Source organism: Streptomyces yongxingensis (assembly GCF_055597465.1).
Genome location: NZ_CM145717.1, coordinates 1,746,948 through 1,762,721 on the forward strand (window position 1 = coordinate 1,746,948; position 15,774 = coordinate 1,762,721).

Consider the following 15,774-nt stretch of genomic DNA (forward strand, 5'->3'; position numbering starts at 1 on the left):
CCATGTCAAGGGTCCTGTGGCATGTGCCCGGGGCCCTGTGGGCGGCCGCGACACCCCCGCGCCGAGGCCGCCGCACGGGGGCGTTCAGTGGGCGAGGACGGGCCCTTGGGAGGGGTCGGGGCGTCCGCGCGGCAGCAGCGTCACGCCGACCAGCGCCGCCGCCGCGGAGATGACCGCGCATGCGGTGAACGCGTGGGAGAAGCCGTCCACCGAGGGCGTGGCACCGCCGCCCTCGCCCTCCAGACTTCCGCCCGCGATGGCGGCCACCACCGCGATGCCCAGGGCGGAACCCAGCTCGTGGAAGGTGCTCACCAGCCCCGAGGCCAGGCCCGCGTCCTGGTGTCCGATGCCGTTCATGGCGCTGGTCGTGGCGCAGACGAAGCCCGCGCCCAAGCCGAGGGCCAGCAGGAAGAATCCGGGCAGTACGTCGGTCCACACGTCGCCGTCCCGCCGCACTCCGCTGAGCAGTACCGCACCGATACCGGCCACGACGAAACCGGTCGCCGCCGTGGCCCGCCAGCCGAGCCGCCCCACCGCCTGCGACCCCAGATGCGCGCCGACGGCGGTGGCCAGCGCCACGGGCAGGAAGGCCAGCCCGGTGCGCAGGGCACTGAGCTCGAGCACATGCTGGAGGTAGAGCGAGCACAGGAAGAAGCCGGAGATCAGCACTCCGGAGGCGGCGAGCATCACCAGACTGCCACCGATCAGAGGGCGCCGGGCGAGCACCGACAGCCTCACCAGGGGCGCCGCCACCCGTCGTTCCACCAGGATGAACAGCGCGGCGCAGACCAGCGCGGCGGCCAGCGGTATCCAGCCGGCGGGGGCGCCGAAGCCGTGGCTCCGCGCCTGGACGAGCCCGTAGATGAGCAGCGCCGGGGCCGCGGTCATGGTCAGCGCGCCGAGCGGATCGACACCGGCGGACGCTCCCCCGTGGCCGGCACCCCGCCCGTGGCCGTCCGCGGCGGTGTGCCCCTTCAGCAGCAGGGGGACGGCGATGAGCACCGCCGACCCTATGGGAACGTTGATGAAGAACACCCACTCCCAGCCGGGCCCGGACACCAGCAGCCCGCCGAGCAGCACACCGAAGGCCGCGCCGGTGCCGCCGATCGCCGCCCACACTCCGAGCGCGCGATTGCGCTCCGGTCCGTGGAACAGCGAGGTGACCAGGGCCATCGCGGCCGGCGACAGCAGCGCGGCGCCGACCCCCTGAGCGGCGCGTGCGGCGATCAGCGTGCCACCACTCCCGGCCAACCCGGACATCAGGGAGGCGGCCGTGAACACCACCAGGCCCACCAGGAACATGCGCCGCCGCCCGAGGAGATCGCCGACGCGGCCGCCGAGCAGCAGCAGACTGCCGAAGCACAGGGTGTACGCGGTGACGATCCAGGTGAGGGCGGCCGGGCTCAACGAGAGCTCCTCCTCGATGACGGGGAGGGCCACGTTGATCACGGTCACATCGACGATCAGCATGAACTGCGCCATGCACAGCAGCGCCAGCATGAGCCATCGACGCGGATGCGGAGGGCCCGGGGGATGCCCGCCGTGGTGCTGCCCCGCCTCGGGGGCCTCGGTGGGCGCATGGCTGTCGTTCACCGACGACTCCTCATCTCGAACAGTGTTGTCAGACTTACCATAGCCGCGACGCCTCGTAACCTGAACACCGCTGTTCGAGTTAGGTGTTTGTCCGCGGAGCCGGACGCGGACGGTTCACGCGTCAGCTCTCGCGCGTTCCGAGCCGGGCCGCCAGCCGCGCCACCGTCGGGTTCTCGAAGAGGTCGCTCGGCTGCAGGCCGATACCGCGCGCCCGAGCCCGCCGGGCGATCCGGGTGGCCAGCACCGAATCGCCTCCGAGGTCGAAGAAGTCGCCCCCGGCCGCCATCGGATCGACCCCGAGCACCTCGGCCCAGATTTCGGCCAGCGCGCCCTCCAGGCCGTCACGCCCGGCACCGGCCGCCGCCGGCGGTTCCGGGCCGGCCGCGACCGCCGTCGTGGCGCCCGGTCCCGCCGCGGCCGGGCGGTCCGGGTACGCCGACTCCGTCCAGTGCCGCACCCGGCGGAAGGGATACCCCGGCAGCGAGACGGGACGCTCGTGGCCGGTGCGCAGCGCCGACCAGTCGACCTCCGCCCCCGACTCCCACAGCGCGCCCACGGCCCGCAGCAGTGCCTCCTGGTCCCCCGTCTCCTCCCGAGCGTGCCGCATCGCGCACACCGCCCGGTGCCCGCCGGTCCACGCGGCCGACTGCCGGGCCGCCGAGCCGAGCGCACGCCCCGGCCCCGTCTCCACCACCACTCCCGTGGTGTGGAGCAGGGTGGCCGCGCATGCCGACCACCGCACCGCGCACCGCAGTTGGCGCCCCCACCGCCCCGGGTCCATGGCCTCGGCGGCCGTCATCCACTCCCCGGTGAGGTTCGACACCAGGGGCACCGAGGGGGCGTGCAGCGGGACGCGGGCCGCGTGTTCGGCGAACCGCTCGGCCGCCTCGTCCATGGCCGAGGAGTGGAACGCGTGCGCGGTGCGCAGCGCGGTCACCTCCACACCGCGCCCGTGCAGCCGGTCCGCCAGCCGTGCCACCGCCGGCTCCGGGCCGGCCACCACGGTCGCCCGAGGCTCGTTCACCGCCACGATCTCCAGCCCGGTGCCGTCGATCATCTCGGCCGTCGTATCCTCCGGCAGGCGCACCGAGAGCATCGCGCCCGGCGGCGCGGAGCGCATCAGCCCGCCCCGGACGGCCACCAGCCGGACCGCGTCGCCGAGTTCCATCACCCCCGCGAGGCACGCCGCGGTGAACTCCCCCACGCTGTGGCCACCGAGCGCCGCAGGCCGGATGCCGAACTCCTCCAGGGTGCGCGCCAGCGCGTACTCCACCGCGAAGAGCACGGGCTGCGCCACATCGGTGCGGCGCAGCCGCTCCTGGCCACCGCCGCCGAGCATCGCCTCCCGCACATCCAGCTCCGCCTCGCCCGCGAACAGCCCGGCGCAGTGGTCCAGATGGCGGCGGAACGCTCCCCCACCCGCGTAGAGCCCCGCGCCCATCCCCGGGTACTGCGCACCCTGCCCCGGGAAGAGCAGCGCGACCGCGGGCGGCTCCTCCGGTGCGCGGGCCCCCGCCCGGTGGGTGCGCAGCGCCTCGGCGGCGCGGTCCGGACGGTCCGCGACGACCGCCGCCCGATGGGCGAAGACCCCGCGCCCCTCGGCGAGGGTGTACGCCGCGTCCGCCAGGTCTGTCCCCGGCCCCAGGGCGTCGGCCAGTGCCTCGCGGGCATCACGCAGCGCCTCGGGGGCACGGGCGCTCAGCAGCAGCACCCTCGGCCGCCCGTCCTCGGGCGGCCGCACCGGGACCGGTGCCGCCTCCAGTACCACGTGGGCGTTGGTGCCGCCGACCCCGAGCGAGCTCACCCCGGCCAGCGGCGGCAGGGCGCCGGACCAGGCGCCCGTCTTCGCGGTGATCTCGAAGGGGCTCCGGCCCAGGGCGAGTTCGGGGTTGGGCTCACGGAAGTGCGCGGTGCCGGGGAGGGTGCGGGTCTCCAGGGCGAGGACGGTCTTGATCAGACCGACGATCCCGGACGCCGCCTCCAGATGCCCGATATTGCCCTTGACGGATCCGATGAGGCAGGGCGTGTCGCGATCGCCGCCGGGGTCCAGGGCCCGCCGCAGCGCCTCGAATTCCACCGGATCGCCGAGCGGGGTGCCGGTGCCGTGGGCCTCGACATAGCCCACCCGTTCCGGGGCGGCTCCGGCCACCGCGAGCGCCTCGGCGACCACGGCCGCCTGCATCGTCACGCTGGGGGCGGTGAAACCCATCTTCAGCGAGCCGTCGTTGTTGACGGCCGTCCCGCGGATCACGGCTCGGACGCGGTCCTGGTCGGCGAGCGCGTCGGAGAGCCGTTTGAGCACGACCACTCCCCCGCCGCTGCCGAACACCGTGCCGGAGGCGGCCGCGTCGAAGGGCCGGCAGTAGCCGTCCGCGGACATCATCGAGCCGGGCTCGTGGAGATAGCCCACCCGGTGCGGCACCTTCACCGCCATACCGCCGGCCAGGGCCGTATCGCTCTCCCCGCACAACAGGCTCTGGCAGGCCAGGTGCACTGCCACCAGGGAACCCGAACAGGCGGTCTGCACGGTCAGCGCGGGACCGTGCAGATCCAGGGCGTGCGCGACCCGGGTGGCGAAGAAGTTGGGGTCGGTGAGGGTGAGGGCGTGGATCAACTCGGTCGAGGTGCCCGCGCCCAGGAAGTCGGCCGGGTCCCGGTGGGAGAGCAGGTGGTAGGCGAGATAGCCGCTGAACGAGGGTGCGCCGAAGACGCCCACCGCGCCGTCCAGCCGGGCCGGGTCGTATCCGGCGTCCTCCAGGCCGTGGACGCATGTCTCGAGGAAGAGCCGCTGCTGAGGGTCCATGGCCGCCGCGGTGCCGGGCGGCAGTCCGAAGTACTCCGCGTCGAACTCGGCGTAGCCGTCGAGCACCGCGGCCCGGCGCACATAGCCGGGCTGCTCCAGCACCGGCTCGGGCACCCCGGCGGCCCACAGCTCGTCCTCGTCGAGGTCCTCCAGGCAGTCGCGTCCGGCGCACAGGTTGTCCCAGAAGCCGGCGATGTCACGGGCCATGGGAAACCGTCCGGCCATCCCGATGACTGCCACCGCCTCCGGGTCCGCTCCCAGGTCTTCAGGTGCTCCGGTCGTCATGTCGTCCTCCCCGTCGGTCCTGCCTTCTGCCACGAGCGGTGCGGATGGTGCGGGTGGTGCGGGAGCGGCCACGGTGTGCCGCGTCCCCCATCTCCTTGACAGGGCCGGTTCCCTCCTGGACGGGGCCGGTGGTTCCCCCGGTCCCCCGGCCCTCGTCGGCGTGATCCTCGTCGTCGAGCGCCGCCCGCACCGCGTCCGCCAGCGCGGCCCCGTCGGCGCCCTGCAACAGCCGGGCGACGGGGAGATCCACGGCGAAGTCCTCACGCAGCGCGTTCTTGATCCGCACGGCGGCGAGCGAGTCCAGTCCCAGGCGCACCAGCGGGCGGTGCGCGACCTGCTCCGGGTCGGTGAAGCCCAGGACCTGGCCGATCCGGCGCAGCACCCTGGTACGCACGGCCTCCCGGCGCGCGTCGGCGGACATGGTGTCAAGGGCCGTCCGGTCGAACGCCTCGCCCTCGGCGGCCTCCGGCGTCGTCAGCGCCGAGAGGAGGAACGACCGGGCCGCCCGCGGATGGGCCGCGGCGAATCCGCCGGAGGAGAACCGGGCCACCCCGGCCTGCCCGGCGCCGCGTGCGAGCAGTTCCTCCAGCGCGGCGAACCCCTCGCGGGCGGTGAGCTTGCCGAACCCGGGCACATCCCGGTCGCGCACCATGCCGATCCCGCCCCACGGGCCCCAGTTGACGGCGAGGGCGGGCCTTCCCTCCGCGCGGCGCAGCGCGACGACGGCGTCCAGGAAGGCGTTGGCGGCCGCGTAGTCGGCCTGGCCGGGCGAACCCGTGAGCGAGGCGAGCGAGGAGTAGCCGATCCACCAGTCCAGGTCCAGGTCGGCCGTGGCCCGGTGCAGCCACCATGCCCCGTCCGCCTTCGGCGCCCAGACCCGGCGCGACCGGGCGCCGTCGGCGTCGGTCACCATGGCGTCCTCCAGCACCGCCGCGGCGTGCACCACACCGCGCAGCCGCGCCCCGTGGGCGGCCACCGCCGCCGTCATCCGCTCGGCGGTCCCGGCCTCGGCCACGTCGCCGTTGATGACGACCACTCGGGTGCCGAGCGCCCGGATCCGGTCCAGCTCCCGCTCGGCGTCGGGGGCCGGTGCCCGGCGGCCGCCCAGCACGACCAGGCCGGCGCCGCGCTCGGCGAGCAGCCGTGCGGTGGCCAGGCCCAGGCCCCGGGTCCCGCCGCTGATCAGATAGCCGCCGCCGGGGCGGACGAGGGACGGGGCCCGGCCGGCCGGAGCCGCCGGGGCCTGGGAGACGAGCCTGGCGGCGTGGCGGACCCCGCGCCGCCAGGCCACCTCCTCCGGGCCGGCCGGCGCCAGGAACTCCGCGGCGGGCGGAAGCCCGGAGCCGTCCAGGTCGACGACGCGGGCCCGGAGTTCGGCCCGTTCCAGACGCAGGGTGCGGACCAGCCCGCACAGCGCCGCCTGGACCGGGTCGGGGCGGTCGCCGGACGCCACCAGGAGCGCCTCCTCGGTGAGGACGGTGAGCGGGGGCGGGGCCGTCCCGGCCGCCTCATGGGCCCTCAGCAGACCGCGAACCAGAGTGGTCAGCACCCCCGCCCGTTCCCGGGCCGACGCGGGGGTGGCCTCCGGGTCCAGTGAGCCGCCCCAGGCGGCCAGCAGCACCCCGGCCGGCGGCTGTCCGCCGGTCCCGGCCGCGTCCGTCCAGGGTTCGTCCCAGTCGACGACATCACAGGGCGCCCCGGCGGAGGCCAGGGCGGCGACGAGGGCCTCACGCCGGGGGTCGTGGACGTTGGTGTCGGCGAAGAGCAGCAAGCGCCCGGTGTTCTCCACCGGCACGGGCGGTGGCGCGAGCTCCCAGCGCGGGGCCAGCAGCAGCGCCTCCACATCGACGGGGAGGTCCTCCTCGCTCACCGGGGTCAGCCGCACCCCCCTCAGCTCGGCGACGGGCCCGCCGTCCCGGTCCAGGACGTCCACGTCGGCGAGCAGTCCTGGCCCGGCCGGGCCGGCCGGCCGCAGCCGGACCCGGGAGCCGCCCGTCGTCCGCGGGTCTCCCAGGACGCGCAGCCGCTCCATCCCGGTGGGCACGACGGTGCCCCCGGCCCCCGGCGGCAGCAGCGCGCCCAGCCCGTGCAGGCAGGCGTCGAGTACGGCGGGGTGGAAGCGGAACCGTGTGTCGGACGGCAGGTCGGCGGCGGCCCGCAGCTCGCTGATCGCCTCGGTGCCGTCCGAACGGACGTCCGCCAGGGAAGCGAAGGCCGGGCCGTGCCACTGGCCGAGGGCGCGCAGGCCCGCGTAGACCTCCTCGGGGGTGTGGGTGACGCGGGGACGGCCGGGCGGCTGCCCGGCCATCGCCCACCGGGCGGGATCGCTCCCGCTTGCCACTCGCCGGGCGGCGCCCGCCCCGTCCCGGCTCTTGGCGGCGGACACCCGGGCGGTGGCCAGCGTTACGGCGGTGCCCGCGCTGCCCGTCACGATCTCCACGGTGCCGGCGGGCCCGTCGGCGCACTCCTGAAGGCTGGTGGTGACCGTGGCCGTCCCGGAAAGCGGCAGCAGCCGCGCGAAGACCAGATCGGCCACCTCAACCGCCCCGGGCGGCGCGTCGAACGCCTCGCAGGCGGCGGCCAGCGCCATCTCCGCGTAGCCGGTCCCCGGCAGCACCGCGGCGCCGTGCACGCGGTGGTCCAGGAGCCACGGCAACCGGTCAGGCCCGATCCGGCTCTGCCACACATGGCGGACGGGGGTGCCCGGGAGGGTGATGCGCGGGCCGAGCAGCGGATGCGCCGGGGAGTCCACCGGTGCGCGGCGGGGGCGGGCGAAGGTCTGGTGCTGCCAGGGGTAGGAGGGGAGTTCGGCCGGCCGCCCGGGGGGCTGCACGGTTTCCCAGTCCAGCCCGGCCCCGCCGCAGTGCAGGGCCGCGGCGGCGTCCAGCAGCGCGGTCCGCTCCGGTGTGTCGCGACGGAGCGTGCCGTGCACGACGATCCCGCCGTCCGTGTCGTCGGCGAGCGTCTCCAGCAGCGACTGGGCGACCACCGGATGCGGGGAGACCTCCAGGAAGATCCGCCGTCCGTCCTGCGCGGCCGCCCGCACCGCCTCGACCAGCTGCACGGGACGCCGCAGATTGACGGCCCAGTACGCCGCGTCCAGGCCGGGCCGTGCCCTGGGGTCGTCCAACGCGGTGCCGTAGAAGGGGAGCCGGGGCTCACCGGGCGCCAATCCGTCCAGCAGTCGGGTCAACTCGCCCAGCACCGGGTCGACGAGCGGGCTGTGCGCGGCGATCCGTACGCCCGGTACGAGCCGGGCGAGCAGCCCCTCTTCCCGGCAGGCCGCCACGAACTCCCGTACCGCCGCCGGGTCGCCGGCCACCGCGCAGGCCCGGGTCGAGGCGTGCACGGCGACCGAGATGCCGGCACGCCCGGCGAGCCGACGGCGCACCGCGTCGGCGTCCAGTTCCACCAGCGCGGTCTCGCCGGCTCCGGCCAGCCGCTCCTCCATCAACCGGGAGCGGCGGCAGACCACCCGGGCCCCCACCTCCGCGGTGAGCGCCCCGGCGGCCACGGCCGCGGCGATCTCGCCCATGGAGTGGCCGATGACGGCGCCGGGGGTGACACCCCGGGCGCGCCAGAGTGCGGTCAGGCCCACCTGCAGGGCGTAGACGGCGGGCTGGACCTGGTCCATGCCCGCCTCCGCCAGGCCCGGTTCGGTGATCAGGGCGCGCAGCGAGCGGCCGTTCTCGGCCCGTACGACCGGTTCGAGGGCATCGATCACCGAGGCGAACGCGGGCTCGTCCGCCAGGAGCCGGGCGCCCATGCCGTCCCACTGCGAGCCGTGCCCGGAGTAGACGAAGACCGGCCGCTCCCCCTCGGCGTCCCTCGCCACGCCCCGGGCGCGACGCGGTCCGGGCCCGGGGTCCTCCGCCGCCTCGCGCAGCAGCCCGGTGAGCGTCGCGCGGTCCGCGGCACGCAGCGCGAGTCGCTCGGGGAGATGCTCGCGGCGCAGCGCGAGGGTGTGCGCGACATCTGTGAGCGGTGTGTCGGCGCCGTCGCCGGTGAGCCAGTCGGCGAGCCGGGCGGCCATCTGCCGCAGGGCCGCCGGGGAGCGCGCGGAGAGCGGGAAGAGCAGGTCCCGGTGTGTCATCGATCGCTCACCCTCTCGCGGCGAGGAGCCGCTGATCGGCCGGCCGCGGTGCCCGTGCCGCCGGTGTCCGTGGCGGGCGCCTCCACGAGCACCGCGTGGGCGTTGGTCCCGCTGAATCCGAAGGAGCTCACCCCGGCGGTGCGCAGCCGCTCGCCACGCGGCCACGCCACGCCCCGGTCCACCACCGTGAGCCCGAGGTCCGCCAGGGGGATCCGGGGGTTGGGCCGGGCGTGGTGGAGGGTGGCCGGGATACGCTGGTGATGCAGTGCCAGGGCGCATTTGGCGAGCCCGGCGAGCCCGGCCGCCGCCTCGAGATGTCCCAGGTTCGACTTGACCGAGCCGATCCGCAGCGGATCGCCGGCGGTACGGTGCCGGCCGAGGGCGGCGCCGAGGGCGCCCGCCTCGATGGGGTCGCCGAGCGGGGTGCCGGTTCCGTGTGCCTCCACGTATCCGGCCGCCGCGGGGTCCACTCCGGAGCGCTCCCACACCTCACGGATCAGCGCTTCCTGTGCGGCGGCGCTGGGCGCCATCAGGCCGTTGGATCGGCCGTCCTGGTTGACTCCGGTGGCGCGCACCACCGCCAGCACCCGGTCGCCGTCGCGCAGCGCGTCCTCCAGGCGCCGGAGGACCGCCACCACACACCCCTCGCCCCGCACATAGCCGTCGGCCGCGGCGGCGAAGGGTTTGCACCGGCCGTCCGCCGACAGCACTCCCGCTTCGGTGAAGTTCACCGTCACGCCGGGCGACAGCAGCAGATTGACTCCGCCGACCAGCGCGGTGTCACAGTCCCCGGCGAGCAGTCCGCGCACGGCCAGGTGCAGGGCGACCAGGGACGAGGAACAGGCGGTGTCCACGGTCAGGCTCGGTCCCCGCAGATCGAGGACGTAGGACAGCCGGCCCGCGATCACGCTCAGGGCGGCCCCGGTGCCGGTGCGCGCGGTGATCGACGGCAGATCCTCCAGAGTGTGCCGCCCGTGGTCGTCGCCGCAGGCGCCGACGTACACACCGGTGCGGCTCCCGGCGAGCCGGCCGGGCGGCAGCCCGGCGTGTTCCAGCGCCTCCCAGGCGACCTCCAGCAGCAGGCGCTGCTGCGGGTCCATCTCGGCGGCCTCCGCCGGGGAGATGGAGAAGAATCCGGCGTCGAAGCCGTCCACGGAGTCGAGGAACGCGCCGTGCCGGACGGCTCGGTCGACCGCGGCGGCGTGTCCGGGCGACAGTGCCCGGTATCCGTCCCAGCGCCCTTCGGGGATCTCGCCGACCACATCGCCGCCGCGGCACAGCAGAGCCCACAGCCGTGCCGCGGAGTCCACCGTGCCGGGCAGCCGGCAGCCGAGGCCGACGAGGGCGACGTCCGCTACGTCCCCTTCCGCACCGGGGGCGGCCGCCGCGGGCCCCGCGGTGTGCTCCGGCCCCGTGTCCCCGGCCAGGTGGCGGGCGAGACGCCGGGCGGTGGGGTGCTCCCACAGCACGGTGGGCGACAGCGTCCGGCCGAGCTCCTCCTCCAGCTCGCCGGAGAGCGCGACCGCGTCACGCGAGGTGTAGCCGTACGCCTCGAAGGGCAGGTCCGGGTCGATCCGCCCCTCGGGCAGTCCGCTGTGGAGCGCGATATGCCGGACGATCAGGTCGAGCAGCTCATCGCTCACGGCGCCGTCGTCCCCTTCCCGGCCGCCGCCCGCGCGGCCGGTGCGGTGGGCGTACCGGCGCGTTTGAGCGACCCGTCCTCGTACCGGTCGCGGCAGGCGGTGCGGCGCACCTTGCCGCTGGTGGTCCTGGGAAGACAGCCGCGGCGGATGAGCACCACGTCCGCCAGTTCCAGGGAGTGCCGGGCGAGGACGGCGGCCCGGATGGCCGTGCGCACCGCCTCCTGGTCCCCCGCCTCCCGTTCGCGGTCCAGCTCGGCGACGACCACGGCCCGCTCCCCCGCGTCGTCCAGCAGACCGACCGGAAAGGCCGCGACACGGCCGCGGCGGACGGCGGGCGCCGCCTCCTCGACGGTCATCTCCAGGTCCACGGGGTGGTGATTGCGCCCGTCCACCACGATCAGGTCCTTCAGGCGGCCGGTGGGATACAGCTCGCCGTCGTGCAGGAAGCCCAGGTCCCCGGTGCGCAGCCAGGGCCGGCCGTCGTCCCCGTCCGGGTGCGGCCGGGCCCCGAACACCGCGGCGGTGCGCTCGGGCCGGTTCCAGTACCCGGCGCACACATTGGCGCCGCGCACCCACACCTCGCCGACCCCGTCCTCCGCCACGGGCTCGCCGGTGCGGGGGTCGACGATCCTCAGCTCCTGGCCGGCCGGGGTGCCGCAGCCCACCACGCGGTATCCGCCGGTGTCCCCCTCGGGCAGCGGGCGCACCCGGTCGGCGGCCAGCTCCTCGCGGTCCACGGTGAGGACCCGGGTCGATTCGGGCCCGCTGAGGGTGACCGCGAGAGTCGCCTCGGCGAGTCCATAGCCGGGGCTGTGGGCGCGCGCCCGGAAGCCGTAGGGGGCGAACGCCTCGGTGAAACGCTCCAAAGTGGTGGCGCGTACCGGCTCCGAGCCGTTGACCAGGCAGCGCAGCGATGACAGATCAAGCCCCTCGCGGTGCCGCCCGGCGACGCGGTTGACGCACAGGTCGAGCCCGAAGTTCGGGGAGACGGTGTGGGTGGCCCGGTGCGCGGTCAGCGCGCGCAGCCAGCGGACGGGCTGCTGGATGAACGCGAACGGGGCCATCAGCACCGCCGGAGTGCCGGTGATCAGCGGCACGGCGACGGTGAACAGCAGCCCCATGTCATGGAAGAACGGCAGCCATCCCACGATCCGCGCGTCGTCGCCGATGTCCAGGCCGCGGGCGAGCTGGGTGACCCCGACGGCCAGGTTGCGGTGGGTCACCCGGACGCCGGCCGGGGCGCGGGTCGAGCCGGAGGTGTACTGGAGGTACGCGGTGTCGTCCGGCCGCGCGGGGAGGGGCGGCGCCGCCCCGTCGGCCCCGGACGCCTCGACCGCGTCCACGCACAGCACCTCGGGCCGCCCGGCCGCCGCCCCGGCGTCACCGGCCAGCAGCCCCCGTACGGACTCCTGGTACGGGCGGGTGGTCAGCGCGACGCGTGGGGCGCAGTCGGCCATGGCCAGCAGCGGCCGCTCGTCCGGGCGCAGCGACTCGGGCGCGTACAACGGTACGGCCAGCACCCCGGCGTACAGGCAGCCGAGCAGGGCCGCCACGTAGTCCGCGCCGTGCGGGCACAGGATCGCGGCCCGTTCGCCGGGCGCGGCGAGGGAGCCGAGCGCAGCGGCGATCGCGCGGGCGCGCCGGTCGAGGCCGCCGTAGGTGAGTTCGGTGGTGGTGCCCGAGCGGTCGGCCGCGTAGTCGACAAAGGTCATCACCATGGTGTCCGGTCGCCGCAGCGCGGCGTCACGCACGGCCTCGGCCAGTCCTGGGGTGGAGTCGGGCGGAGCGGCAGGGGTCACGGTCTCCTCCGTGTTCGGTGGTCGGGTCGCCGTTCAGGGGCGGTTGGCGGGGAGGGGTCGCGGCACGGCGGTGCCCCGCACATAAGGGGTGTTGGTGGGGTAGCGGGGCCAGGGCCGGAGGATCTGCTCGACCCGCACCTGGAAGCCGTTCTTGTCGAGGATGGTCAGCAGGCGGCGGTTGGCATGGCATCCCCCGGCGACCCGGCGCCACAGCGGGGCCAGGAGGTCCTGGGTCAGGCCGACCGCGCCGGGCGATCTGACGTGCTCGAAGAAGAGCAGCCGCCCACCGGGTTTGAGGACCCGCCGGATCTCCGCCAGCGCGGCGTCCGGGTCGAGGACCGTGCACAGCACGAGGGTGCACACCACGTGGTCGAAGGTGTCGTCGGGCAGGGGCAGCCGCTCCGCCCAGGCGTCCACCACCTCCACGGCCGACGGGGCGGTCCGGGCCCGCTCGGCCAGCCGCCTGCGCATCTCGCTCGCGGGCTCCACCGCGACCACTTCGTCCGCGCTGGTGTAGTACGGGAGGTTGGCCCCGGACCCGGCGCCCACTTCCAGGACGCTGCCCGTCAGCCCGCTGAACATCGCGGTGCGCAGCGGCCGGCCCCATTTCTCCTCGGCTCGCCGCGTCATCGCGTCGTAGGCACGGGCGAAGAGCCGCCCGCTGCGGCTCTCCAGTTGCCGAGGGGTGCCGGTGGCGGTCATGACGGAAACCTCCTGTGCGTGATGTCGATCGGCGCTCCGGCGGGCACGGGGGTGGGGAAGTGCCCGTCCAGGCAGGCGGTGCAGGTCTGAGCGGCGTCCGCGCCCACCGCCCGCAGCAGCGCGTCCAGTGGCAGGAACGCGGCGCTGTCGCAGCCGAGCCGGTCCGCGAGCCGCCCGTCGGGCTCGCCCGTGGCGAGCAGGGTGTCGCCACGCCCGGTGTCGATGCCGTAGAAGCAGGGCCAGCGGTGCGGGGGCGAGGCGATCCGCAGGTGGATCTCCCGCGCCCCGGCCTCCCGGACCAGGTCGGCGACGACGGACACGGTGGTGCCGCGGACCAGCGAGTCGTCCACCAGCACCACGGATCGGCCCGCCACCGCTGCGGGGACCGCGGACAGCTTGGCGCGCACCGCCGCCTCGCGTTCCCTCCCGGTGCCGCTGATGAAGGACCTGCCGACGCCGTGGTGGCGCAACAGCCCCTGCACGGTGGGCAGTCCGGCCCGCCAGGCGTAGCCGTCGGCCGCCACCCGTGCGGTGTCGGGAACGGCGACCACCACCGGGTCCACCGCACCGGACGGCGGCGGGGCGTACGCGGCGAGGGCCTGGCCGGCCGCGTAGCGCGTGGTGTGGACGCTGCGGCCGCCGATACGCGAGTCGGGGCGGGCGAAGTACACGTACTCGAAGAGGCAGGAGGCGCGCCGCGCCCCGGGGGCGGTGAGCCGGTTGCTGCGGATTCCCGTGGCGTCGGCCTCCAGCACCTCGCCCGGCTCCAGTTCGCGCACCAGCCGTGCCCCCACGGCGGTGAGCGCGGCGGACTCCGAGGCCAGCAGCCAGGTGCCGCCCCGCCGGCCCAGGCACAGCGGCCGGAAGGCATGCGGATCGCGCACGCCGTACAGCCGGTGGCCGTCGCTGAGGACGAGCGAGTACGCGCCGGTGACGGCGGGCAGCACCGTGTGCAGGGCAGCGGCCAGGGTGAGGGCGCGCCGGGTCATCGTCGTGTGCAGCATCCGGGCGAGCAGCGCGGTGTCCTGCTCACCGGGCTCGGCCACGACCTCGTGGGCGCGGGCGGTCTCCTCGATGCCGATGAGCGTGCCGTTGTGCGCGACGGCGAGGGCGCCGCGGCCGGAAGGTCCCACTACGACGGGCTGGGCGAGCGTGGCGTCGTCCGCTCCGGTGCCGGAGGTGGCGTAGCGGACGTGGCCCACGGCTCCGGGCCCCGCGGGCAGCCCGTGGGGATCGGGGAAGACATCCGCGACACGGCCGGCCCCCGCGCGCCGTACGATCCGTCCGTCCCGGCAGCCGGCGATGCCCGCGCCCTGCTGACCGCGGTGCTGGAGCGCGGTCAGCAGGGCGCGCACCAGCGGCGCGGCGTCGCCCTCCGCTCCCCAGGCCCCGGCGACTCCGCACGCCTCGCGGGGCTTTCCGTCCGGGTCGCTCACGGCGCGCCGTCCTCGTCCGCCACCAGCCAGCGCTCGAACGAGGCGAGATCGGGCAGCACCGCGGTGGAGCAGGCCAGGACCGCGAGGTTCTGCCGCATGGGGGTGATGGCGACGACGGTGGTGCCGGCGCGGTGGGCGGTGAGCATCTCGGCGGCGGTGCCCATGCTCGGCTCGTGGCCCGGCAGCCAGGCCACGCACACATCGCTGTCGGCGGCCAGGAAGGTGAGGCGGTGGAAGGTCTCGATGAGCGGGAGGAGTTCGGGGGCGAGCCGGTCGCGGTGCACCTCGGGGGTGTCGGCGAGGGCCGCGTGAGCCTTTCTGATGATGTCCTCTTCGGCGCCCAGCCACTGGCGCATCAGCACGATCGGATCGTGCACGGTGGCGTCCGGGTGGTGGGCGAGGATGAGGGTCCGAAGCCGCTCGCGGTAGCTCTGGTCGGCCAGTCCGGCACCGGTGCGGCCGCCTTGCATGAGCCCGGCGAGGAAGTACGAGCGCGCCCCGGGCGGGCGTGCGCCGGTCATGCGTCCTCCAGCGAGTAGAGGGGGACCACGGTGGTGGCCGGGGCATGGGTGTCGTACAGGGCGGCGGCCTCGAGGAGGTGGCTGATGACCTCGCCGGGGTCGGTGCGCACGGCCTCGGCCACCCGTTCGGCCTCGCGGTCGAAGGCGGCGCTGCCCCAGGCGCTGATGACGCCCTGGTTGTCCCGGGCGATCAGTGCGGTGCGGTCGGCGAGGGAGCCGCGCGGCCGCCCGGAGAAGGGCAGAACGACCTCGGTGAGCTCGTCGTCCCCGGGGTGTACGGCGCGCAGGGAGAGATTGTTCTGCTCGGGGTGGAGCAGCAGCCGGCGCACCAGCGGTGCGGGGACGGGGAGTTCGGTGACGGTCTGTCCGGGACGCATGGTGTAGGCCCGGTGGGTGACGGTCTCGTCCAGGCGCGGGCTGTAGCGCAGGTACCGCAGCCGCAGGGTGCCGTCGGCGGGCCGCCACAGGGCCCGCAGGGTGGAGGGCGCGGGTGTCCCGTCGGGGCGGTGGCGCAGCGGATAGGCGTCCGATTCCGCGCGTACGGTGCCGTCCACCGCCTCGGACCGGACCAGCCGCAGCGGGGTGCGGTGCAGCAGATAGGGGTCGAGGACGGTGAGGGCCTCCCCGTCGTCGTACAGCGCGCAGACGTGCCGGCCGCCGACGCGGTACTCCGCTTCGGTGCCGGTCCGCTTCGCCACCCGGTCGCCGGCCTCGAAGGTCTGCCAGGCGCAGGCCGTGCCGAAGCTCTCCGGCGCGGGCCCCGCGCCGTAGTGGGCGTGGAACTGGGCGGCGCTGTTGTACGGGACCTCGGTGAGGATCTCGGTCAGGACGTCGGAGTGCACCCGGTGGCCGGATGTGCGCTCCGTGGCGGGAGCCGCCATATGCGGACCTCCTGGGAG

General features: G+C 75.4%; 9 protein-coding genes. All 9 read right to left on the reverse strand.

All coding sequences use genetic code 11. The annotated features are described in order from the left end of the window. Window positions 1-84 precede the first annotated feature (84 nt). Window positions 85-1,593, reverse strand: coding sequence for an MFS transporter (locus ACZ6TD_RS06870; protein ID WP_471351615.1), 1,509 nt, complete (start codon window positions 1,591-1,593; stop codon window positions 85-87). Window positions 1,594-1,714: 121 nt separating this feature from the next. After that, window positions 1,715-4,681 (reverse strand): type I polyketide synthase, encoded by a 2,967-nt coding sequence (locus ACZ6TD_RS06875; protein ID WP_471351616.1) that lies wholly within the window; start codon window positions 4,679-4,681, stop codon window positions 1,715-1,717. Next, a complete protein-coding gene (locus ACZ6TD_RS06880; protein WP_471351617.1) occupies window positions 4,662-8,774 on the reverse strand; it encodes an SDR family NAD(P)-dependent oxidoreductase in 4,113 nt (1,370 codons plus the stop codon). Before ACZ6TD_RS06880 ends, ACZ6TD_RS06875 begins: the two co-directional genes overlap by 20 nt. Then, a complete protein-coding gene (locus tag ACZ6TD_RS06885; protein ID WP_471351619.1) occupies window positions 8,771-10,417 on the reverse strand; it encodes a type I polyketide synthase in 1,647 nt (548 codons plus the stop codon). The genes ACZ6TD_RS06880 and ACZ6TD_RS06885 overlap by 4 nt, the downstream gene beginning before the upstream one ends. After that, entirely contained in the window at window positions 10,414-12,216 is a 1,803-nt protein-coding gene (locus ACZ6TD_RS06890; RefSeq protein ID WP_471351620.1) for a fatty acyl-AMP ligase, read from the reverse strand. Before ACZ6TD_RS06890 ends, ACZ6TD_RS06885 begins: the two co-directional genes overlap by 4 nt. Window positions 12,217-12,249: 33 nt before the next feature. Then, a complete protein-coding gene (locus ACZ6TD_RS06895) occupies window positions 12,250-12,918 on the reverse strand; it encodes a class I SAM-dependent methyltransferase (protein ID WP_471351621.1) in 669 nt (222 codons plus the stop codon). Then, window positions 12,915-14,354 (reverse strand): amidophosphoribosyltransferase, encoded by a 1,440-nt coding sequence (gene purF / locus ACZ6TD_RS06900; protein ID WP_471351623.1) that lies wholly within the window; start codon window positions 14,352-14,354, stop codon window positions 12,915-12,917. Before purF ends, ACZ6TD_RS06895 begins: the two co-directional genes overlap by 4 nt. Then, the gene (locus ACZ6TD_RS06905) at window positions 14,351-14,875 is read right to left on the reverse strand and encodes a hypothetical protein (RefSeq protein ID WP_471351624.1); all 525 of its coding nucleotides are present in this window, start codon (window positions 14,873-14,875) and stop codon (window positions 14,351-14,353) included. Before ACZ6TD_RS06905 ends, purF begins: the two co-directional genes overlap by 4 nt. Then, entirely contained in the window at window positions 14,872-15,756 is an 885-nt protein-coding gene (locus ACZ6TD_RS06910; protein WP_471351626.1) for a hypothetical protein, read from the reverse strand. The genes ACZ6TD_RS06905 and ACZ6TD_RS06910 overlap by 4 nt, the downstream gene beginning before the upstream one ends. Between the last annotated feature and the right edge of the window lie 18 nt (window positions 15,757-15,774).

Excerpts from the sequence above, each read along its gene's own strand:
- ACZ6TD_RS06875 (WP_471351616.1), bottom strand. The coding sequence starts at position 4,681 with ATGACGACCGGAGCACCTGAAGACCTGGGAGCGGACCCGGAGGCGGTG.
- ACZ6TD_RS06895 (WP_471351621.1), bottom strand. The coding sequence starts at position 12,918 with ATGACCGCCACCGGCACCCCTCGGCAACTGGAGAGCCGCAGCGGGCGG.
- ACZ6TD_RS06910 (WP_471351626.1), bottom strand. The coding sequence starts at position 15,756 with ATGGCGGCTCCCGCCACGGAGCGCACATCCGGCCACCGGGTGCACTCC.
- ACZ6TD_RS06880 (WP_471351617.1), bottom strand. The coding sequence starts at position 8,774 with ATGACACACCGGGACCTGCTCTTCCCGCTCTCCGCGCGCTCCCCGGCG.
- ACZ6TD_RS06905 (WP_471351624.1), bottom strand. The coding sequence starts at position 14,875 with ATGACCGGCGCACGCCCGCCCGGGGCGCGCTCGTACTTCCTCGCCGGG.